At 69.3% G+C, this 22,270-nt stretch carries 15 protein-coding genes and 1 pseudogene; 9 read left to right on the top strand and 7 right to left on the bottom strand.

Features of this window, described 5'->3' with window-relative positions:
* The first annotated feature begins 550 nt into the window (after positions 1–550).
* Both ABEB28_RS04745 and ABEB28_RS04740 read left to right on the top strand, forming a co-directional pair.
* Complete coding sequence (locus ABEB28_RS04745) at positions 551–1,066, top strand: flavin reductase family protein (protein WP_345726719.1); 516 nt, start codon at positions 551–553, stop codon at positions 1,064–1,066.
* A 222-nt stretch (positions 1,067–1,288) separates the two neighbouring features.
* Positions 1,289–4,180: a glycosyl hydrolase gene (locus tag ABEB28_RS04740; RefSeq protein WP_345726718.1), complete on the top strand. Its 2,892-nt coding sequence runs from the start codon at positions 1,289–1,291 to the stop codon at positions 4,178–4,180.
* 20 nt (positions 4,181–4,200) lie between these two features.
* Here the strand turns inward: ABEB28_RS04740 and ABEB28_RS04735 are convergent, their stop codons facing one another.
* Together ABEB28_RS04735 and ABEB28_RS04730 are read right to left on the bottom strand one after the other, a co-directional pair.
* Positions 4,201–5,235 (bottom strand): LacI family DNA-binding transcriptional regulator, encoded by a 1,035-nt coding sequence (locus tag ABEB28_RS04735; protein ID WP_345726717.1) that lies wholly within the window; start codon positions 5,233–5,235, stop codon positions 4,201–4,203.
* 49 nt (positions 5,236–5,284) lie between these two features.
* Entirely contained in the window at positions 5,285–6,058 is a 774-nt protein-coding gene (locus ABEB28_RS04730; RefSeq protein ID WP_345726716.1) for an SDR family NAD(P)-dependent oxidoreductase, read from the bottom strand.
* A gap of 120 nt (positions 6,059–6,178) precedes the next feature.
* On the opposite strand from ABEB28_RS04730, the gene ABEB28_RS04725 reads away from it, so the two are divergent.
* From ABEB28_RS04725 to ABEB28_RS04715, 3 genes are read left to right on the top strand one after another with little or no spacing between them, the layout of a single operon-like run.
* Positions 6,179–8,665, top strand: a complete 2,487-nt coding sequence (locus ABEB28_RS04725; RefSeq protein ID WP_345726715.1) for a glycoside hydrolase family 78 protein — start codon at positions 6,179–6,181, stop codon at positions 8,663–8,665.
* Between the two features lie 22 nt (positions 8,666–8,687).
* Positions 8,688–10,007: an MFS transporter gene (locus ABEB28_RS04720; protein ID WP_345726714.1), complete on the top strand. Its 1,320-nt coding sequence runs from the start codon at positions 8,688–8,690 to the stop codon at positions 10,005–10,007.
* 21 nt (positions 10,008–10,028) lie between these two features.
* Positions 10,029–12,263, top strand: a complete 2,235-nt coding sequence (locus ABEB28_RS04715; RefSeq protein WP_345726713.1) for a glycoside hydrolase family 3 C-terminal domain-containing protein — start codon at positions 10,029–10,031, stop codon at positions 12,261–12,263.
* A 48-nt stretch (positions 12,264–12,311) separates the two neighbouring features.
* On the opposite strand, the gene ABEB28_RS04710 is transcribed toward ABEB28_RS04715, so the two are convergent.
* Positions 12,312–13,388 carry a GGDEF domain-containing protein gene (locus ABEB28_RS04710; RefSeq protein WP_345726712.1) on the bottom strand — a complete coding sequence of 359 codons (1,077 nt, stop codon included), beginning with the start codon at positions 13,386–13,388 and terminating at the stop codon, positions 12,312–12,314.
* Positions 13,389–13,975: 587 nt separating this feature from the next.
* On the opposite strand from ABEB28_RS04710, the gene pgfA reads away from it, so the two are divergent.
* Positions 13,976–14,905, top strand: a complete 930-nt coding sequence (pgfA, locus tag ABEB28_RS04705) for a cell envelope lipid trafficking protein PgfA (RefSeq protein WP_345726711.1) — start codon at positions 13,976–13,978, stop codon at positions 14,903–14,905.
* Between the two features lie 76 nt (positions 14,906–14,981).
* Here pgfA and ABEB28_RS43045 read toward each other — a convergent pair.
* From ABEB28_RS43045 to ABEB28_RS04695, 3 genes and pseudogenes are all read right to left on the bottom strand, one after another.
* A pseudogene (locus tag ABEB28_RS43045) lies at positions 14,982–15,305 on the bottom strand (DUF5597 domain-containing protein); the annotation flags it as partial.
* Between the two features lie 18 nt (positions 15,306–15,323).
* Positions 15,324–16,610 (bottom strand): GH35 family beta-galactosidase, encoded by a 1,287-nt coding sequence (locus tag ABEB28_RS04700; RefSeq protein WP_345726710.1) that lies wholly within the window; start codon positions 16,608–16,610, stop codon positions 15,324–15,326.
* Positions 16,607–17,347 (bottom strand): TetR/AcrR family transcriptional regulator, encoded by a 741-nt coding sequence (locus ABEB28_RS04695; protein WP_345726709.1) that lies wholly within the window; start codon positions 17,345–17,347, stop codon positions 16,607–16,609. Before ABEB28_RS04695 ends, ABEB28_RS04700 begins: the two co-directional genes overlap by 4 nt.
* 152 nt (positions 17,348–17,499) lie before the next feature.
* Here ABEB28_RS04695 and ABEB28_RS04690 point away from each other — a divergent pair, with 152 nt between their 5' ends.
* From ABEB28_RS04690 to ABEB28_RS04680, 3 genes are all read left to right on the top strand, one after another.
* Complete coding sequence (locus tag ABEB28_RS04690) at positions 17,500–18,849, top strand: ABC transporter substrate-binding protein (RefSeq protein ID WP_345726708.1); 1,350 nt, start codon at positions 17,500–17,502, stop codon at positions 18,847–18,849.
* Positions 18,850–18,854: 5 nt separating this feature from the next.
* Positions 18,855–19,778 (top strand): carbohydrate ABC transporter permease, encoded by a 924-nt coding sequence (locus ABEB28_RS04685; protein WP_345726707.1) that lies wholly within the window; start codon positions 18,855–18,857, stop codon positions 19,776–19,778.
* Between the two features lie 124 nt (positions 19,779–19,902).
* Positions 19,903–20,688, top strand: coding sequence for a carbohydrate ABC transporter permease (locus ABEB28_RS04680; RefSeq protein ID WP_345726706.1), 786 nt, complete (start codon positions 19,903–19,905; stop codon positions 20,686–20,688).
* A 47-nt stretch (positions 20,689–20,735) separates the two neighbouring features.
* Here the strand turns inward: ABEB28_RS04680 and ABEB28_RS04675 are convergent, their stop codons facing one another.
* Positions 20,736–22,094 (bottom strand): GH1 family beta-glucosidase, encoded by a 1,359-nt coding sequence (locus ABEB28_RS04675; protein WP_345726705.1) that lies wholly within the window; start codon positions 22,092–22,094, stop codon positions 20,736–20,738.
* Positions 22,095–22,270 lie beyond the last annotated feature (176 nt).

Here is a 22,270-nt window from a genome sequence, read left to right as displayed (position 1 = left end):
AACACCGTTGGCGAGACAGTCCCGGCGCTACTGACGAGGTCTTGTGCGGCGCGGCATTGCCAGCCGATCGATGAGGCCGGGTCCTGGAATCGGGTGGTGGAGGTGCGTGCGTGGAAGGCGAACCGGAGCCCGGTCGGCGGCTCAGTATCACCGGTCTGCCGTCTGGCGGGGCACTTGCGTGCGGCCCACGCGGAGAGTAAATCGGCCGCCGGGACGCTCGGAGCGGTCATGCGGGCCTCCGTGTTCAGGGCGCCCTGGCTGACAGGGAAACAGCGGGTCAGCGGCCGTCCCAAATCTCAGAGGCATCAGACAGCGCGACAGGCCAGCCAGCGGCGATCGGCGCGGTTTGGTCATGCATCGGGCCATGTGCCTGCGGGAACGGATCGCTGGCGCGGAGCACCCGGGGGGGCGCGGTCTCCCGGTCACCGGGACCGCGACTCCCCGCCGACGCCCCGTCGCCGCAGCATCGAAGGCGTGCCCCACCGGTAGGTGCTCGTCGCGCAGCGGCTGCGGCGCGCCGGTGACGTCAGGTCAACTCTGGAGGCAACGCATGTCGCAGGCTCCCGCCGTGTCCGGCACGGGCGCGGACACGGCCCGGTTCCGGCACGCTCTCGGACACTTTCCGTCCGGTGTGACGGTGGTCGCCGGGCTGGATGCGGACGGTGCGCCGACGGGTCTGGCCTGCCAGTCGTTCACCTCCCTCTCGCTGTCACCACCGCTGGTGCTGATCTGCCCGGGCCGCAACTCGACCAGCTGGCCGAAGCTCCACGCGGCCGGACGGTTCACCGTCAACGTTCTCGCCGCTGATCAGCAGCAGGTCTGTGCCGCGCTCGGTCGGCCCGGGAAGAGCAAGTTCGACGGCGTCTCCTGGCACCGCACCGAGGCCGGGGCGTTCGTGCTCGCCGGTTCTCTCGCGTGGGTGGATTGCGACATCCATGCCGTACACGACGGCGGGGATCACCACATCGTGGTCGGCGCGGTCCGCGAGCTCGCGGTGACCCGTGACCATCCGCCGCTGCTGTTCTTCCGCGGTGACTACGGGGTGCCCGACCTGCCTCACGTCTGACGGGGAATATCCATCCACGCTGGCCGATTCAATTGCGTCTCCCACTGAGCGGGACACGGGATCGGTCAATAAAAGATTTGCTTTCCAGCTCCCTGAAGAACACGTCAAGAAGAATTCGGACTCGCTTGACGGGCGCAATCGACGATCCCTATTCTCCGGCCAGCACAGCGATAGTGAAACGTTTCAAGGAAGCGTATTCCCGCTCCCACAACCGGAGTCCGCATGCTCTCTTTCACTCGTCGGCGATTAACCGTCAGCGCGGTGGCGCTGCTGATGGCTGCCGCGCTCGTGTCCGTGCCCCGCGACGCGACAGCGGCCGATCCCGCGCCGCTCGGCGACACGTTCGCTAAACAATTCGCCAATCCTCCGGCAGCCGCGCAGCCCAAGATCCGTTACTGGTGGCCGTGCGGCCAACTCGACGCGGCGGACATCGACGCCGAGGTCAAACAGATCGCGGACCGCGGTTTCGGTGCCGCGGAGATCGCGTGCATCTTCACCACCGACCCCGGCCAGTACGGCTGGGGGAGTCCCGCGCTCACCCAGCGACTGCGTACTGCGGTGGAAGCCGGGCGTAAGTACGGGGTTCAGATCGACGTCACGGCGGGCCCGGCCTGGCCGCTGGTGGTGCCCGGGTTGACTCCGGACAGCCCACAGGCCGCCCAGGAACTCGTCTACGGCCGCGCGGTCGTCGACGGCGGTGGCACCTTCAGTGGGCCGGTGCCGACAGGACCGGCCCCGCGCGCCGGCGTCACGAAGCAGACCCTGGTGGCGGTTCAGGCGGTGCGCTGCGCCGGGGACTGCGCGGCGACCAAGCCGGTGCGACTGGACCGGGCTTCTCTCGTCGACCTCACCGGCTCGGTACGGAACGGGGCGGTGACCTGGAGGGCACCGGCCGGGGGTCAGTGGCTGGTCCTCGGCTTCTGGCAGCGGGGCACCGGCCAAGCCTCCGTCTCCGCTCAGTCGGTGTCGAGCCCCGACGCGTACGTGGTCGACCACTTCTCGGCCGCCGGGGCGCGCGCCTCCACCGCGTTCTGGGACGAGCGGGTCCTCAGCCCGCAGCTGCGGCGGCTGCTGGCCGAATCCGGCGGTGACCTCTTCGAGGACTCCCTCGAGCTGGACTCCGCGCAGCACTGGACCGCTGCGTTCCTGAGCCGCTTCTCGAGTCTGCGTGGTTACTCGCTGCAGAAGTACCTGCCGGTTGTGTTCATCGACCGCATTCACCGGCAGTACACACCGGTCGGCACCGGCGACTCGCCCGATTTTGAGTTCACCGACGGCAGCGGTGCCAGAGTCCGGGAGGACTACTACCGCACGCTGACCGACCTCTACGTCGCCGAGCACGTCAAGCCGCTGCAAAGCTGGGCACACAGCCGGGGTCTGCGCTACCGGGCGCAGCCGTACGGAACCACGATCGACACCGCCCGGGTCAGCGCAGCCGTCGACGTTCCCGAGACCGAATCGCTCGGCCTCCAAGACGACTATCAAGACTCACCGTTCCGGTGGGTCGCCAACGGTACCGTCCACCTGACCGGCCGCCCGGTGTACTCACTGGAGTGCTGCGCGGTGTACAACGGCGCGTACGGCCAGACGTGGCCGCAGGTCCTCCGGCACGTCGGCACCGCGTTCGCGCACGGCGTCAACCAGGTCGTCTACCACGGCTTCGCGACCGAGAACGCGCTCGGGACGCCGTGGCCGGGCTTCTCCCCGTTCACGACGCAGGGTGGCAACGGCTTCTCCGAATCGTGGGGTCCACGCCAGCCGACCTGGGCGGACACTCGCGCGATCACCGCCTGGACCGCACGCACCCAGTACGTCCTGCGGCAGGGACGGCCGTCGGTGGATCTGGCGGTCTACCGGGAGAGTTACGCCGGTACCGCCCAGGCGCCGACAGCGGGGTCCTTCACCTACGACTACGTCGGACCCGACCAGTTGAACGCGGCCAGCCTCAGCGGCCGCAGGCTGGCGCCCGACGGGCCGGCGTACCGCGCGGTGGTCCTCGACCGGCAGGAAACGCTGCCCCTCGCGACGGCTCGGCGCCTGCTCGCGCACGCGCGTGCCGGTCTGCCGATCGTCGTCGTGGGTGACGCACCCCGCCGAGTGCCGGGTGCGGCGGACTCCCGGACGCAGGACGCGGCGCTCGGCCAGGTCGTCACCCAGTTGCTGGCGCAGCCGTCGGTGCGCCGGATCGCTGAGCCGGCTCAGCTCACCCAGACGCTCGCCCAACTGCGAGTGCGGCCCGCGGCGGAGCCGACCGACGCGTCCGGGCTGCTGACCGCACGCCGCACCGTGTCGGGCGGCGACGCGTACTACCTCTTCAACCCCACGGCGACGACGATCACCACGGACCTCTCCCTGGAAGGCCGAGGTGCGCCGTACGCACTGGACGCGTGGACCGGACGCATCACGCCGGTCGGCCGGTTCCGCGCGGCGGAGGGGCGGGTCACGGTTCCGGTTCGCGTTCCGGCCGGTGGCTCCACCCTCGTCGCGATCGGTGGCCCGGCCCGTCCACACGCGACCGCTGTCGGTGAGGGAGCCGAGGTCGTCGCCGTCGGCAGCGAACTCCGGCTCCGCGCGGGCCGCACCGGCACCTACTCCGTGACGCGGGACAACGGCAGCACGGCTCAGGTCACCGTGCCCGCCGTGACGGACGCCAGCACACCGCAGCAGTGGAAACTGTCGGTGGACGACTGGCGCCGCGGACCCGATGGGCGCCGAACCGTCGTCTCCCACGAATTGACGTTGCCAGAGCTGAAGCCCTGGTCGGAGATTCCGGAACTGCAGGACGTCTCCGGCGTCGGCACGTACTCGACCGAGATCCGACTGCAGGCGGGTGAGTCGGCGTACCTCGACCTCGGCCGGGTCACGGACACCGTTTCGGTGACCGTGAACGGCACCGCGCTGCCGCCGATCGATCAGGTCGGACGACGGCTCGACCTCGGCGGCTACGTCAAGGCCGGGACGAACACGCTGACGATCCGGGTCGCGACGCCGCTGCGTAACCGGCTGCGCGTCACCGATGGGTTCCCGGGACAGGCAGCACAGCCGCGTCAGGAGTACGGGCTCATCGGGCCGGTCCGGCTGACTCCCTACCGGGAGGTGTCGATCTCAGGCTGATCGTGATCGTCCGCCTGCGGTCACCCCATCGGGGTGGCCGCAGGCGCGCGCGTCATCGGGCCGAGCGTCGACTCGCGGGCAACGACCACCGCGTCCAGCGGCTCGAGCGGCGCCGGGAGCGGGCGACCGTCGGCCTGGTGCAGAGCCAGGTGCGCGACCAGGCGACCGGCGGCGGCATGGTCGACCCGGACGCTCGAGAGCGTCGGAACGAAGACCGACGCGATCGGGGTGTCGTCGTGGCCGATCACCGCGAGTTCGGCGGGCACAGACACCCCTGCCCGAACGGCGGCACCCACGACCTCCGCGGCGACGTCGTCGTTGTAGGCCACGACGCCGGTGACCCCGGCGGCCCGCCACTCCTCGACCGCGCGCCGCGCCGAACCGTCCCGATGGTCGACGGTCTTCACCCGCAACGGCGGTAGGTCCAGCGCGCGGGCCGCGTCCTGGGCCAGCCGGGCACGTTCCTCGGTCAGCGCGGCGACCCGCAGGTCGGGTGCGGCGGCGAAACCGAGTCGACGATGACCCAGTTCGTGCAGGTGGAGCGCTTGGAGCCGGGGGCCCTCGGCGAACGTGCCGATGTCACCCGGGTCACCGGGCAGCGCGGGGTCGGGAAAGATCACCCCGACGCCGCTGGCCCGCATCGAGGCGACGTCGTCGGCGTCGAACGGATGGAATCCCACGACGACGTCCGGGTTGAGCGATTCCCAGAGCGGGCGGGTGCCGGTGCCGGCGTGCCGCGTCGCGGTGACCAGCGCGTAGCCCGCGTCCTCCAGGACTCGGTACGCCTCCTCGAGGTAAAGCCGCATGCTGAACTCGATCGGCCAATCCGGAAGGACGAGCAGGACGAGTTGGCTGCGACCGCTGGCCAGCGCACGGGCGGCGCTGTGCGGCCGATAGCCGAGGCGAGTGGCGGCGTCGAGAACCCGCTGCCGCGTCGCCTCGGAGATCGTCTGTCCCGGGGTGTTGTTCAGCACGAATCCGACGGTGGCCCGGGACACACCGATCTCCCGGGCGATGTCGGCGGCCGTGACCCGCTTGGGTGCCGCCTCCCGCACCGTCCGCCTCCCTCTACCCGTGCACCAAACTGTAGCCCTCGGCCTCGGATTACTGGTGGGTGCCGCCGTCGACGCGAATCTCGGTCCCGGTCACGAACGCGCCGTCGTCGGAGGCGAGCATCGCGACGACGCCGGCGACGGCTTCCGGGCCGGCGAAGCCGTGGCCGATCGCGGGCGACAGCTTGCCGAGCAGGCTCCAGTCGATGTCGGCGGGAACCAGGTCGCCGAAGCTGTTCGTGATGCCGCTGCTGATGCTGCCCGGCGCCACGTTGACCGCGCGAAGGCCCTGCTTGGAGTACTCCTGGGCGATGCTGTGGGTGAACGCCTCGATGCCGCCCTTGCTCGCCGAGTAGGCAGCCATGAACGGATGAGCGAACGACGCCGAGGTCGAGCTGAAGTTCACGATCACGCCCCGCCCGGTGGCCAACAGTGCTGGCAACGCGGCTCGGGTGACCAGAAACGTGCCGGTCAGGTTCACGGCGATGACCCGGTTCCACAGCTCGAGCGAGCAGTCGTGGGTGTGTGCGCCGCGCAACATGCCGGCGGCATTGACCAGGACGTCGAGTTTGCCGAGCCGGTCGATCGCCCGCGGCACGACCATGTCGACGGCGTTCTCGTCGGAGATGTCCAGCGTCGTCGTCGTCAGTCGATCGGCGGTGCCGTCCGTGACCGCGCGTTCGGTGGTCTCGGCCAGGCCAGAGGTCGAAACATCCGCGGCGACGACCGTGGCGCCTTCGGTCAGCAGGCGGAGGACCGTCGCCTGGCCGATGCCGGAGCTGCCCCCGGTGACGAGGACGGTGCGGTCGGTGAAGCGTTCGAGCATGGAGATCTCCCGAGAGGGGTTGTCGGCCGGACCGCCGACTGCTTGCGCGCGCTAGTGATAGCGGCTTACCATCACGGCCATACTAGCGCGCGCTAGTAACCCCTCACTCCAGGAGTCGCGATGCCTTCCCGCTGGCAGGCGGAGTTCGTCACCCCCGCGTTCGCCAACGGCGTCCAGCCCGACGATCCCGCCCCCTACCTGCGGGGCGAGGTCGTCGTCGAGGACCCACCGCGACGCGCGACGCTGTACGCCACCGCGATCGGGCTCGTCGAGCCGTACCTCAACGGCACGCGGATCGGGGACGAGGTGCTCGCTCCCGGCTGGACGTCCTACCGGCACCGGCTGCGGGTCAGTGAGTACGACGTCACGGAGCTGGTCACGCCGGGAGCCAACGCCTTTGGCGGCATCCTGGGTCAGGGCTGGGCGCTGGGACGGATCGGGTACGACCACCGGCGCAATCACTACGCGGACCGCCCGGCGCTCTTCCTGCAGCTGGAGCTGGAGTACGCCGACCGGACCGAGGTGTTCGGAACCGGCGACGGCTTCCGCGCGGGCCTCGGAGGGGTGGGAGCCAACGGCATTTACGACGGGGAGACCTACGACGCTCGGAGCGAGCCGCTGGGGTGGAGTCGGCCCGGGTTCGACGACAGCGGTTGGTCGCCGGTCCAGGTCGTCGATTGGCCGCGCGAAGCGCTGTTCACCACCGACGCCCCGCCGATCCGGCGGATCGAGGAGCTCGCGCCGACCGCGATCACGACGCGTCCGTCGGGTCGGATGATCGTCGATTTCGGGCAGAACATTTCCGGCTGGGTGCGGCTCGCGGTCTCCGGCGAGGCGGGGCGGACGGTAACCCTGCGCCATGCGGAGGTGTTGACCGGCGACGGTGAGCTGGAGACCGAGACGCTGCGCACGGCGGCGGCGACCGACCGGTACACGCTCGCGGGAACCGGCACGGAGGTGTGGGAGCCGCGTTTCACGTTCCACGGCTTCCGGTATGTCGAGGTCGACGGCTATCCGGGGGAGGTGACGCCGGAGTCGGTGACCGCGGTGGTGGTGCACAGCGACATGACCCGCACCGGCTGGTTCTCGACGTCGAACCCGCTGCTCGACCAGCTGCACTCGAACGTCGTCTGGTCGATGCGCGACAACTTCGTGGGGGTTCCGACCGACTGTCCCCAGCGGGACGAACGGCTCGGGTGGACCGGCGACCTGAATGCGTTCGCCCCGACCGCGGCGTTCCTCTACGACGTGCGCGGCGTGCTCGGCGAGTGGCTGGACGACCTGGCTGTCGAGCAGGCGGAGAAGGGCTACGTGCCGTGGGTCGTGCCGGACGTGCTGGCCAACCCGTGTGCGCCGACCGCGCTCTGGAGCGACGTCGTCGTGAGCTTGCCGTGGATGCTCTACCGCGAGTACGGCGAGCACGACGGGCTGCGTCGCGCCTACCCGCCGATGATCAGGTTCCTGCGCGACGTCGAAGGCCGTCTGGACGCGCACGGACTATGGAGCACCGGCTACCAGTTCGGCGACTGGCTCGACCCGGACGCGCCGATGAACAACGCGGCCGGTGGAAAGACCGACCGGCATCTCGTCGCGGCCGCCTACCTGTGCAAGACCACCCGCGAAGCCGCCGAAGCGGCAGAGCTCCTCGGTGAGGGGACCGACGCCACCTGGCTGACCGCGCTCCACGACCGGGTGCGGGCGGCGTTCCGCCGGGAGTACGTCACCGAGGCCGGACGCGTCGTGAACGAGTCCGCGACCGCGTACGCGCTCGCGCTCTGCTTCGACATTCTCGACGAGGAGCAGCGCGCCACAGCGGGTGCCCGGCTGGCGGAGCTGGTCGCCAAGGCCGGGTACCGGATCTCGACCGGCTTCGCCGGCACCCCGCTGGTCTGCGACGCCCTGAGCAGCACCGGACATCTGGACGAGGCCTATCTCCTGCTGCTGGAGACCGGCTGCCCGTCGTTCCTCTACCCGGTGACCCAGGGCGCGACCACGATCTGGGAACGGTGGGACTCCATCCGCCCGGACGGCACGATCAACCCCTCGGGCATGACCTCGCTCAACCACTACGCGCTCGGCGCGGTCGCCGACTGGATGCACCGCACCATCGGTGGTCTGTCGGCGGTCGAACCCGGCTATCGGCGCATGCGGATCGCCCCCCAACCCGGGGGTGGCCTCACGCACGCGAGCGTCACACACGACACCGTGCACGGCCGGGTCGCGGTCTCCTGGCGGATCGACGAGGGGCGCGCGGCGGTCGACGTGCGGGTCCCGGCTGGCACCACCGCGACCGTCGTGCTGCCGCTCCATCCGGACGGCCTCGTCCTCGAAGTCTCCGGCGGCAGCCACCGCTGGGAGTACGCGGTGCCGCAGAGCGAACCGACCGAGTTCACGATGGACACCCCGCTGTCCGTGCTCGCCACCGACCCGGCGGTCTGGCGCTCGGTCACCGACGTGTTCGCCAAGCACTTCCCCGGCATTCCGATCGACGGCTCGTCACCCGAGGCCGCCGGGGTCTCGCTCAATACCGTTCTGCAGTTCGTCCCCGGCGCGTCCGCCGAGCTCGAGGCCGACCTGGCCGCCTCGCTGCACCCGGCCGCGGTCTAACGCCTCCCCCTCCGGAGCTTCCATGACCTTGTCCGACGGCGACGCCGCCTCGGTCGCCACCCCGTTACCCGCCTCGTTGCCGATTCCGCCCGCCACCGGCGGGGACGACCTGCCGGAGGTCGGCCCCCGATACATCTGGCTGATGACGCTCGCACAGTTCGGCGTCTTCGTCGCCTTCATCACCCCGATCGCGATCTCACTCTCGATCCGCCTGGAGGACCTCGCGCCCGGCCGCGACGAGTACCTCGGCTACATCATCGGCGCGGGTGCGTTCGCGGTCGTGCTCACCGGGCCGTTCGCCGGCATCCTGAGCGACCGGACGCGCACCCGGCTGGGGCGGCGACGCCCGTTCATGATCGGCGGGACGCTCCTGGGCATCGGAGCGCTGGTGTTCATGGCGCAGGCCCCGAACGTCCTCAGCCTGGGTGCGGCCTGGGTGCTCATGCAGCTCACCTGGGGAACGGTCCTGGGTAATCTTCAGATCTCCACCGCGGATCGGCTTCCCGAGTCGCAGCGGGGCAAGGTCGCCGGGCTCACCGGCTTCGCGACCCAGGTGGCGCCGGTTTTGGGCGTCGGGCTCGCGGGTCTGGTGTCGGGGAACGACCTGCTGCTCTTCCTCGTGCCCGGCGCGGTCGGCGTCGTCGCGGTCGCGTTGTTCGTCGTCTTCGTGCCGGAAGCCGACAGCCGGCTGCTCGATCTGGGCGAGAGGCTGACGGTCGGGCGACTGCTCCGCAAGTTCGTCTTCGATCCCCGCCGGTACCCCGACTACGCGTGCAACTGGCTCGGTCGTTTCCTCTTCTACTTCGGTCTGTCGCTGAACACGACGTTCACCGCGTTCTTCATCGCCTCCCGGCTCGAGATCTCGGTGGAGGAGGTCGCGGGGATCATCGCCGCGGTCGCGCTCGGCGGCATCCTCGCGACCACCGTGGGTGCGCTCGGAGGCGGCTTCCTCTCCGACCGGCTCCGCCGCCGACGGGTCTTCGTGCTGCTCGCCGGTGTGCTGTTCGGTGCCGGCGCGATCACGATGGCGTTCGCCCCCGGCCTGCCGCTCATCATCCCGGGGTCACTGCTCTCCTCGGTGGGCATCGGGATGTTCGCCGCGGTCGACCAGGCTCTGCTGCTCGACGTCCTTCCCGAGCGGGAGACCGATGCCGGACGATTCATGAGCATCATCGGTTTCGCGGTCTCGATCCCGCAGGCGGTGGCACCGTTGATCGCGCCGATCTTCCTCGCGGTCGGTGCGGCCGGCGGCGAGAAGAACTACACGTTGCTGTATCTGGTCGCCGGGGTCTTCACGGTGCTCGGCGGTCTGGTCGTCCTGCGTATCCGCTCGGTGCGCTGATCCCCTCGGAAAGGTCCTCCCATGACGCTGGATGTCGGCGCGCTCTCGCTGGAGCAGAAGGCGGCGCTGCTCTCCGGACGGGACTTCTGGTCGACCCGGTCGCTGCCGGAGGTGGGCGCGGAGTCGGTGGTGCTCACCGACGGACCGCACGGCGTGCGGTACCAGTCCGGCGAGTCCGACCACCTGGGCATTCACGACAGCGAGCCGGCGACGTGCTTCCCGCCTGCGGTAGCGGTCGGTGCGAGCTGGGAGCCCGAGGTCGCCGAGCAGGTGGGCGCTGCGGTGGGCCGCGAGGCTCGGGCGCTCGGCGTCCACGTCGTGCTGGGCCCCGGCGTGAACATCAAGCGGTCGCCGCTCTGCGGCCGGAACTTCGAGTATTACTCCGAGGACCCGCTGATCTCCGGCGTCCTCGGCGCGGCACACGTCCGAGGGCTGCAAGCAGAAGGCCCCGGTGCGTCGGTGAAGCACTTCGCGGCGAACAACCAGGAGACCGAACGGATGCGCGTCAGCGCCGACGTCGACGAGCGCACGCTGCGCGAGATCTACCTCCCGGCGTTCGAGCGTGTGGTGACCGAGTCGGCCCCGGCGACCGTGATGTGCTCGTACAACAAGGTCAACGGTGTCTACGCGTCGGAGAACCGCTGGCTACTCACCGACGTGCTCCGCGACGAGTGGGGCTTCTCCGGTGCCGTCGTCTCCGACTGGGGCGCGGTGAGCAACCGCGTCGCCGCTCTCGCCGCCGGCATGGACCTGGAGATGCCCGGCAGCGGTGGCGTCACCGACGCGGAGATCGTCGCGGCCGTCCGGGCCGGCGAACTCGACGAAGCGGTCGTCGACCAGGCCGTCGGCCGGGTGCTCGGCCTGCAGAACCGGATCGAGGCTCCCACCGGGGGCCTCGACGTGGAAGGCGACCACGCACTCGCGCGCTCGCTGGCCGCCCAGTGCGTGACCCTGCTCAAGAACGACGACGCGGTGCTACCGCTGGAGGGCACCGGTTCGCTCGCGGTGATCGGGGCGTTCGCCACCAGCCCGCGCTACCAGGGCGGCGGCAGCTCGCACATCACCCCGACCCGGGTGGACACCGCGCTCGACGCGATCCGGGAGCTGGCCGGCGATCGGCCGGTCACCGCCGCGGCCGGGTTTCCGATCGACGGGTCGGGCGACGCGGCCGCACTGCTCGCGGAGGCCGTGGCGGTCGCGTCCGCGGCGGAGGTCGCGGTGGTGTTCGCGGGGCTCGGCGACCGGGAGGAGTCCGAGGGCTTCGACCGGAAGACGCTCGACCTGCCCGCCGAGCAGGTCGCGCTGATCCGGGCGGTGGCCGCCGCCGCGCCGCGCACGGTCGTCGTGCTCTCCCACGGCGGTGTGGTGTCGCTGGAAGGCTGGCACGACCGGGTCGACGCGATTCTCGACGGCGGGCTGCTCGGACAGGCGGGTGGCGGTGCGCTGGCCGACGTGCTGTTCGGGGTGGTCAACCCGTCGGGCCACCTCGCCGAGACGATCCCGCTGCGGCTGCAGGACACTCCTGCCTACCTCAACTTCCCCGGTGAGGCCGGACACGTCCGGTACGGCGAGGGCGTCATGGTCGGCTACCGGTACTACAGCACGGTGGAGCGGGAGGTGCGGTACCCGTTCGGGCACGGCCTGTCCTACACGACGTTCACCACCGACGCGGTGAGCGTCACCGCCACCGGCGACGACACCGCGACCGTGGCGGTCACCGTGACCAACACCGGAACCCGCGCCGGCAAGCACGTGGTGCAGGTCTACGTCGCCACCGACGCCGGATCGGTGCGCCGCCCGGTCCGTGAGCTCCGCGCGTTCACGAAGGTCGCGCTGGAGCCGGGGGAGACCCGGGCCGTCGAGCTGACGTTGGACCGCCGGGCGTTCGCCTACTACGACGTGCCGCGCGGCCAGTGGGTGGTTGCGCCGGGTGAGTACCGGATCCAGGTGGGCGCGAACGCCGCGGAGGTCCTCGCCGAGGCGTCGCTCAGCCTGGTCGGCGACGTGCTCGCCGCCGAGCTGTCGATGGACGCCACGGTCGGTGACTGGTTCTCCCACCCGGTCGCCGGGCCGGCACTGATGCGGACGCTCGCCGCGAGCATGACGCCCGACCAAGCCCGGCAGGCCGAGCAGAACCCCGACGGGCTGAAGATGGTCGAGTCGATGCCGATGCGTCAGTTCCTGTCGTTCGTCGGCACCGCGCTCCCCACCGCGCTGCTGGAGGACCTGATCGCCCAGAGCAAGGTCGCTGGCTGACACGTCCGCCTGAGCGACGACGGCGCCCTGCGGTCACCAGACCGGAGTTCAAGCCAACGCACGGACTCCAGGACGTGACTCGCAGGCAGTGAGAACCGGCTGCCGCCTCCGCGCACGTTCCGACTTCGCGGCGTACATCGACGCGTCTGCTTGGGCAAGCATCTGGTCGAGGTCCCAGACGTCCCCGCGATCGATCGTCACCGCGGTGCCGATGGAGGCGCCCACGGAGAGGAGGCCTTCCGGCGTCAGTACGGGCTCGCACAGTGAGAGTTGGAGCCTGGTGGCGAGGTCCGCGGTGGTCTGTTCGTCGGCGTGCGGAAGAACGAGGACGAACTCGTCGCCTCCCACGCGGACCGCCACATCGCCGGGCCGAATCGCTCGGGTGAGTCGAGCGGCGACCGACTGGAGGATCCAGTCACCGGCGGCGTGCCCGTAGGTGTCGTTGACCGCCTTGAAGCCATCGAGATCGATCACCATCACCGCGCCCGCCGACGTCGTCGCGGCGACGCCATGCCGTAGCGCCGTGCGGTTTGCGACACCGGTCAGGCTGTCGTGGGTGGCCTGGTGCTGCAGCACGGCGCGGGCCTGTTCCACAGTGGCGAGATGCCGGGTGACCGCGCGCGTCTGACTCCCCGTGGTCCAGGCCGCGAGCAGTCCCAACGCGGCCGCTGGGGCGAAGTAGAGCAGAGCGGAACGGTCCATGGGGCCCGAGGAAGCCAAGTCCTGGTCCCATGGATCGAGACCGAGTGCGAGCACCGCCGCATAGGCCAGAACCGTAGCGAGCCAGGCGATCACCGTGGCGCGCGGTCCAAGGCCGAACCGGACCGACGCCCACATGGCGGGTAGGACGAGGAGGGCGACGGAAAGGTCCTGGCCCAATGTCGGCACGGACAAGACCGCGGCGAGAGCGGCCGCGACGTCGAGCGCGCATTGCGCGGCGTTGAGTCGCCGATATCGTCGCTCGGAGGTGGTTCGGAGGGCAGCCGCTCCGAGCACGCAGGCGATGAGGCACAGCGGGCCGATCGGCACGATGGTCGGGGGGATGTCGTTCGACCACGTGTCGGCGGCGAGCAGCACGGCGGCCGCCGCCATCGTGAGCCCGAGGAGCCGCGCGACGATGCTCATCGTCTCGGTCGCGCGCCGACGTCGCCGAATCGCGGTCGCGGAGTCCTCGAACATCGCCGACATCACCGGTGCGGAGGAGTCGATGTCGACAACGGCATCGCGGTGTGATCGAGTTGCCACCTGCCGCGCCTCCTCGTCGGTCCGGCTCCGAACTGTTCCTCCACGGCGTTGTTCGGCGGCGGCTCCCGTCACCTGACCCGCGCCGTCGACGTGAACCCTGCGCGCAACTCCGGGCGACCGTAGTCGCACCAGTTCGGGCGCGGCGCGGGTGCCGTCCCGGTGATCGGGATCACTTCTCGTGGGGGATGGTCGGCGATTCCTACGGTGCCAGGAACACGGGCAGCGCTTGCGGTCCCGAATGGCGAGGCCTCCGTGGCCCACCGGCGTGATCGCGGCCTCGACCGGACGGACGAGCGCCGGGCGTGTGTCCAGGAGCCCAATCACGGCATCGATGACGATCGGACGGTTCCATGAGCGTAGGCCCGCCCTCGCCCACCACCTCACCTTCGGCAGCGTCCGCCGACCCTGCGGGGAAGGGGCCGGTAGGCCGCCACGTCGCACGACCGGCGCGCAGGGGCCGGCGCGCGGTGGGAGTCCTGCTGCTCGGCCTCGGCAGTTTCCTGCTCGCGAGCGCCGCCCTCCTACCCCTCTATGTCTATCCGCGGGTGGCCGTATTGCCGACGGATCCGCAGGTGGAGCAGGTGATGACCGCCGAGCAGGCGACGATGCTGGTGGTGGATGCAACCGCTCCGGCGGGGGCACGGGAACTGCGGAATGCCGACGTCACCGTGACGACGTTCGTCACCGCGGCACCCGTCGCCGAGGATGACGTCGATGCGGACACCGTGGTGTGGCAATTCGCTACCGAGGTGACCGTGGCCGGCCGGGGCATGACCAGCGCCCAGGTTGAGTGGACCTCGCTGGACCGGCGAACCCACGAGACGACCAACTGCTGCGGTGATCGGATCGTCACCACCGCGGATCGGTCGGCCGGCGAGCCCCTCCAGCACAAGGGTCTCGTCGCCTGGCCCCTGGACGTCCAGAAGCGCACCTATCAGCTGTGGGATCTCCAGCTGCGCGGTACGCGACCGGCGACGTACGTCCGAGAGGAACGCCGCGACGGCATCGACACGTACGTGTTCGACAGCGTCGTGACCCGAACGAAGGTCGGGAACATCGACTTGCCGGGTGGACTCTTCGGAGTCAAGGATCCGTCGGTCAACGCCACCTCGTGGTACGCCGACAGCCGGAGGTACTGGATCGAGCCCGCGACCGGCGACGTGATCGCGCTGCGGCAGGACCAATCGCTGACCTACACGTACGGCGGGCGGACCGTCACCAGCTTCGACGCCGAGCTGGAGAGCCGCCGGATGTCGGACGCCCGGCTGGACCGCACGCGGACCGGGGCGCTGGCGCTGACCTGGCTCCGGGGGCGTGCGGCCATGCTGCTCGTCCCGCTCGGTGCGCTGCTGGTGGCGGGCGGGATCGTGCTGCTCAGGAGGCGTCGTCCGGAGTAGGTTTCGCCTTCGGCCGACGCAAACCCGGTGGGGACGCCAGCGCCGTCGCGTTGCCCGACCTACGGACCGAGCTCGTTCACCGCGCGCCGGCCCGAGCGGCTGGCTCTACGTGGTCAGGAAACGCGTAGAGCCTGCACCGCAGGAGACCGGTGCCGCGAGGGCCGATGGGGATCGGGTAGGAAGTCCGCGCAGGTTCTGCGAGCGAACGCAGGATCAGGCGGGTACCCCCCAGGGTTTCGTCGCCATTGAGTATCCGAAGGGTCGTGAAGTCGGATGCCCGGCCGGTTAGCTCCTCGGCGTACAGCAGCTCCGCAGGTCCGCCACTGGCTTGGCGGAAACCGAGGTGCAGGCCGCGGCCTGCGACGAGGAACTCGTCCGGTGCGACCTGGATGACGATTCCGTACCCGCGGCGAACCGGCTACGGCGATCCCGCGGTCGATTCTCGCCGCGCGGAGAACACAAAAGCGCCCAGGTGCACCTCAACCTCCGGACGGGCCTCGTCGAGGTGCACGCCGGCGGTCGGGTGGCTCGCCAGGAGCGGCGCGACGGAATCGAGGAGCCCGTACGCGTCGCGAAGAGCCTCGGCTTCAGTTCCCTCGACGGAGTCGACGCCGAACGGCGACGTCCCGATCGCGCCGTGGTTGCCGACGGCGAGGAAGACGTCCGCTGCTCCCTGCTCGTCTCGGCGCATCTCCGGGATGAACAGCCCTCCGGCCGCGGCTCGGTAGTCTCGGCAAATTTCCTCGAAGCTGCCGAAGTAGATGTCGGGCGTGAGCAGATCCAGCGACGGTGCGAACCGGCGCCACAAGCCGGCGACGTGCGGCAGCGGCCCACCACTGGGATAGACCCCGGGCCGTTGTCCACCGGCGGGGACGTGTTCGGATGCGTCGATCTCGGCGTCGAGCCAGGCGTTGACGAACATCGGCAGCGGATACTCTGCTTTGCCGGCGGCGGCGACGACCTCGACGTGGGAGGCGTACGCGGCAGCCATGAATGCTTCGTCGGTGGTCGCCGAGTCACCGAAGACGGTGGTCCAGGTGCCTTGTCGTGGGCACCCGCGTTCCTTCCAGGATGCCGCGATCCGTAGGTCGGGATAGGCGGCGAGCGCCTCGTAGACCCCAGGAGGGACGTCCGCTTCGAAGGCCGCAGTGGCATCGGGACTGTGATCGCGGGAGCCTCCCAGCAACCCGACCTCGTTCTCCACTTGCACCATGACCACCGTCTGGTGTCCGGCGTCGACCGTACGCAAGTGCCGCATCAGCGCGGCGAACGCCCGGGCATCCGCCTGCCCGATCGCCGCGCCGAACGGCGACACGTGCTCGCTGTGCGCTCCGGCCTCCGGCTCGGCTCGCGGGTATCGCGCCGGATCAGTCCTCACCCACGCGGGCACATACGTCGACATGCCGTTCTTCCACGCCCCGAACCACAGGGGGACGAGCCGGAGCTGCGCGGTGCGCGCAACGGCGAGCAGCTCGTCGACGAGCCCGAAATCGTAGGTCCCTTCGGTCGGCTCGACCGTTGCCCAGGACACCGGCGCGAGGACCGTGTTGAAGTTGCGATCTCGCAGCGTCGCGAACGACGTCCGGATGGCATACCGGCTGCTGCTCGACGAGTTGTGCAGCTCGCCGCCGAGAACGAGGAACGGTCGGCCGTCCACGACGAGACGGGGATGTTCGTCGATCGTCTCGAGCCGGGGGATGCTCATCGGCTCTCGTCGGGGCCGAGTGCCTCCGGGACCGTCGAGCGGAAGAAAGCGAGCATGGCGGACTCCATCTCGACTGACGGGTCGATGAGCCACTGCAGCTGTACGCCGTCCCAGGCGCCGATGAGCAGTGTGCTCAGCATGCGGGGCTCGCGGCCGGGGTCAATGCGGCCCTCTTTCTGGTCGTAGGCGAACGCCTCGGCGAGCAGCGCGGTCTTCCGGCGGTACCGCTCGACGAACCAGCCGTGGGCGGGATGGTCCGGAGGAGAGGCCTCCGCGGCCAGAATCGCCAAGACTCGCAGGAGCTCCGGCCTTTCGAGGTTCGACCGGACCCGTTCCATGGTGGCGAGCGCGACCCCGCGTTCGACGCAGTCGGCCTCGAAGTCGAAGGGTGCGAACCCAGTCCCGACGGTCTGGTCCGCTCGTTCCAAGACGGCTTCGAGCAACTCGTACTTCGTGCCGAAGTGGTGCACGATGCTGGTCAGGCTGAGATTCAGCTGGCGCGCGATATCGCGCAACGTGCCGCCGCGGTAGCCACCGGTGGCGAACACGGTCGTCGCTGCTTCGAGGATTTCCGCCGAGCGTCGCGCCGACTTGGCATAGGGGCCGCGAACTCGGACAGGTCTCGTCTCGCTCATGCCGGAGACCCTAAGACGGTTTGCCTTGATCTTCGAAGCCGACCGTGGCGTCCGGGGGCGGGTCGCGGGAGGCGAGGCGTCGCTCTCGGATCGGGAAGTCATCGGTCTCCGTGGTGACGATGGGCGCGTCATCGGCACGCGCGATTTACCGAGAGAAAATGTAGCAGCTGTACTGCTTTCGCTGTACTGTCGCCTCAACTCGCCCCCGGACCAGCTCCGCGGGCCTGAATCACACCCCGCGCCAGGAGGTCGACATGACCAGATCATCCGGATTAATCAGCAGGCGGCGACTGCTGGCAAGTGCCGCAGTCGCCGCTGGTGGGGTGGCGACAGGAGGTCTGCTCAGCGCCTGCAATGCCGGTTCGTCCGGCGGATCTGGCGGCAAGGGGAACCTCACCGTCATGATCGGGGTTCAGGATCTGCCGAAGGAGATGATCGCCGACTTCGAGAAGAAGAACCCCGGCATCAAGATCACCCTTCTGCAGCACGACGCGACACGGCTCAACGCGATGCTCGCGTCGGGTAACCCCCCGGACATCTCCGTCGCCGGTGCAGTGGGCAGCGCCAACGTCAACGCACGTGGCCTCGCAACCGACCTGACGCCGTACCTGGAGAAGAGCCGGGTGCTGAAGAAGGACGATCTGCTGCCGGTCAACGACAGCTTCCGCTGGGACGGAAGCCGAAGCGGACGGGGCGCCTACTACGGCGTCGTCAAGGACTGGAGTCAGGACGCGACGCTCTGGTACAACACCGCGCTCTTCGACCGGGCGAAGGTGCCGTACCTGAGTGATACCCAACCGACGAGTTACGACGATCTGCTGGCGGTGGCCAAGCGGCTGACGGTGAAGAGCGGCGGCACCACCAAGGTCTTCGGCCTCGGGCTGGAGTGGGCCTGGAACCTGATCGCGCCGATGACGATGATGGTGCTGCAGCAGGGCGAACAGTTGTACAACGACGACCTGACCGAGGTCGACTTCACCACCGCCGCCGCGCGTCGCGCCTTCGGCTGGTACGTCGAGTTCGCTCGGGCCGGCGTGGGCCCCACGTCGTTGAATCCGTTGCCGGACGTCAGCGATCAGTCGACCTTCAGCGCCAAGCGGATGGCGATCACGCAGGACGGCTACTGGTTCGGCGGCAACTTCGTCGAGGACACCGCACTCCGCGACAGCATCCGGATGGCGCCCGCCCCGGTCATGGGGGACAAGCGGATCAGCCCCTGCTACTCCGGTCAGGGCCTCTGGATTCCGGCCAAGTCGAAGCACAAGGACGAGGCTTGGAAGTTCATGGAGTACTACTTGGCGGGCGAGCCCGCCGAGACCCGCGCGAAGAGTGGGTGGGGACTCCCGTCGTTGAAGCCCCTCCTGCCGAAGCTTCCGCAGACGCTGCCGTACCAGAAGCAGGCGTACACCGTCGCACAGAACGAACTCCGGTACGCCGGTGCGCTGCCGGACTCGCCGTACATCACCCTCGACGCCTGGAACGCCGTGATCGACAAGTCACTGCAGCGAGCGATCAAGAACGAGCAGACGGTCGACGCCGCGTGCGCCGCGCTCACCCGCGAGGCCAACAAGCTGCTCAAGCAAGGCAAAGAGCAGGTCAGCTGAGATCGATGGCGCACCGTAAGTGGTCCCGTTACCCGCGGGCACCGTTCTATCTCTTCGTCTCGCCGTGGGTACTGGGCTTCCTGGCCCTGACCGCAGTGCCGCTGGCCTACGCGTTCGTCATCAGCCTGACGAACTTCGACGGCAGCTCGCCGAGGTGGCGCTGGGTCGGCTTCCGCAACTACGTCGAGCTGTTCGGCGACGGCTCCGCATGGGCGGCGCTGATCAGGACGATCGCGTACACCGCGCTCGCGGTGCCGCTCAGCGTCGCCGGATCGCTCGGTCTCGCCACGCTCCTCAATCGCCGGCTCAAGGCGGTGGGACTCTGGCGCACGATCTTCTTCCTGCCGTCGGTGGTTCCCGTCGTGGCGACGGCCATTCTGTGGAAGCTCGTGCTCAACCGGGACGCCGGGATCCTGAACACCCTCCTCGGCGCCGTCGGAATCGACCGGATCAGCTGGTTGGGCGACCCAGCGGCCTTCTACTCCCTGATCCTCCTCACGCTCTGGGGCCTGGGCGGCGGCATGGTCATCATGCTCGCGGCGTTGCAGGGGGTGCCGCCCGAACTCGAGGAGGCGGCGATCGTCGACGGGGCCGGCCGCTGGAGAGTGTTCCGTCACGTGACGTTGCCGATGATCTCGCCGGTCGTCTTTTTCCAGATAGCCACCGGCGTCATCGCGAGCCTCCAGATCATCGTGCAACCGCTGCTGCTCGCCGAGACCAACAACATCTCCACGATCGCCGCCGTGCCGGAGAGCACCCACGTCTACATGGTGCAGGTCTACGAGGAGTACTTCCTGCGCAACCGCTTCGGTTACGGGTCGGCGATGCTGTGGGTCTTCTTCCTGGTGATCCTCGTCTTCACGCTGTTGGTACAGCGGTCCACCCGTTCGTGGGTCTACTACGAGGTCGACGGCGATGCCGACCGTTAGGAGTTCTGCGGTGTCCGTCAGCACTACCCTCGCCAGGCCCACCGCGCCCGACGCCGCGGCCGGGTCGGGCCGCGCGGCCCCTCGCAGACGGCGTTGGGGCACCGGTGGCGTCTACGTTCTACTCATGGCGCTGGCCGTACTGTTCGCCGGCCCGCTCCTCTGGCTCCTCCTGGCGGCGCTCAAGACCCGCGAGGAGTGGGCATCTGGCTCGACCGGGATCCTGCCGGAGCGTGCGCAATGGAGCAATTTCATCCACGCGCTCACCGACATCAACTTCGCCGCGTACACCCTGAACTCGTTGTTCCTGGCGACCACCTACGCGGTTCTCATCACCCTGTCGAGTGCGGCGGTCGGGTTCGGATTCGCCCGCCTCCAGGCTCCGGGCAAACGCGCGCTGTTCTTCGTCCTCCTGTCGACGATGATGCTGCCGCAGATCTTGACGCTCCTCCCCACGTACGTGCTGTTCTCCCGGATCGGGTTGATCAACACCTACTGGCCGTGGGTCCTGTGGGGGCTGGCTGCCTCCCCTTACCTGGTGTTCCTGTTCCGGCAGTTCTTCGCCGCGATCCCGCGTGAACTCGAGGACGCCGCCATCGTCGACGGCTGTGGCTGGGGACGCATCTTCTTCCGGATCTTCCTGCCCTTGTCCCGGCCCGTGGTGGTCACGGCCTTTCTGCTCTCGTTCACCTGGACCTGGGGCGACTACATCGCACCCGCGCTGCTGCTCGACGTGGACCACACGACCCTGTCGGTGGCCATCACCGCCTGGTACCGGGATCCACGCGGCAACGCCATCCCCACCGTTCAGGCCGCCGCGGCAGCGCTGTACGTGATCCCCATGATGGTGGTTTTCCTCTTCGCCCAGCGCTACTTCATCCGCAGCGCCCTCAGCTCCGGGATCAAGGGGTGACGAACACCGTGCCCGGTCGGTACTCCGTCCGGGCACGGTGGCGCTGACTACTGGGTGAGGAACCGCTGGAGCCAGCGGCCGCTGTCCTTGACCGTCCGGGTCTGTGTCGCGTAGTCCACATGGACTATGCCGAAGCGGCGGCTGAAGCCCAGCGCCCATTCGAAATTGTCGAGCAGGCTCCAGACGAAGTAGCCCATGAGCGGCAGACCGTCGGCCACGATCTGCCGCACGACCTCGATGTGCTGCTCGAGGTACCGTTGCCGGTCGTCGTCCTCGATCGTCCCGTCCGCGGTGACCGAGTCCGGGAAGGCCGACCCGTTTTCGGTGATGTACAGCGGCAGGCTCGGCGCCTGCTCGTTGATCGTGACGAGGATGTCGCGCAGTCCGCCGGCCTGGATCGGCCAGCCCATCTGGGTGCGGGGCAGGCCGGTGTCGACAGCGACGACGTTTTCGCTGCCCGGTTGGGCACTGGGTTTGCTCGGATCAGAGACCGGGCCGTCCGGACCCGCGACCGTCGTGGGGAAGTAGTAGTTGACGCCGAGATAGTCCAGCGGTGCCGAGATGAGCGGCAAGTCATCTTCCTGTTCCGCGAACCACGCCGTCATCCCGGTGTCGTCGAGAACGTCGGCCGGGTACTTACCGAACAGGATGGGCTCCAGGAACAAGCGGTTCTGCAGGCCGTCCACCCGCCGCGCCGCGTCCCGATCCGCCGGGGAGTCCGACGCGGCGCGGACCGGCGCGAGGTTGAGCGCGATTCCGTAAGAGCCCTCCGGTGATCGGATCGCCTCCAGCGCCAACCCATGAGCGAGGAGGAGGTGGTGGACCGCCTTCAGCGCGTTCACGCCTTCGTTGCGCCCGGGGGCGAGGGCGCCGTCGCCGTAGCCGTTGAGCGCCGAGCACCAGGGCTCGTTGAGCGTCATCCAGTGCGTGATCACGTCCGACAGCCCGTCATGTGCGACGGCCGCATAGTCGCGGAACCGCTCGGCGGTGTCGCGCACCATCCATCCGCCGGCGTCTTCGAGCGGCTGCGGCAGGTCCCAGTGGTACAGGGTCGCGAACGGCGTGACGCCGTGCTGCAAGCAGGTCTCGGCCAGCCGCCGGTAGAAGGCGAGACCGGGGGCGTTCGTGGGGCCCGATCCGGCGGGAATGATCCGCGGCCACGCGATCGAGAAGCGGTACGCCTTCAGCCCGAGATCGGCCAGCAACCGGATGTCCTCGGCGAACAACCGGTAATGGTCGTCGGCAACATCTCCGGTGCTCCCGTCGGCGATCCGGCCCGGTGTGTGGGCGTAGGTGTCCCAGATGCTCGGGCCACGACCGTCCGCGGTCACGGCTCCCTCGACCTGGTATGCCGCGGTCGCCGCACCCCAGACGAATCCGGGCGGAAAGTCCGTCCTGTTTGCCATGCGCGCTCCTACGTGTGCTGTCGCCGTCACCAGCCGGATGAGCGGATCGACCGGCAGATCGATTCGCCCGATGGCCCTAGCGCCGACCGGTCTGCGGCGAGCCGGTAGCAACCCCAGGGGTCGGCTAGCGCATGACACTACAGCGAAACCAGTACGGTTGCTACATTTTCAACCGC

It is taken from the genome of Cryptosporangium minutisporangium, from assembly GCF_039536245.1.
GTDB lineage: Bacteria > Actinomycetota > Actinomycetes > Mycobacteriales > Cryptosporangiaceae > Cryptosporangium > Cryptosporangium minutisporangium.
Note: the sequence above shows the minus strand (reverse complement) of the source record. Positions and strands in the feature narration are given on the sequence as shown.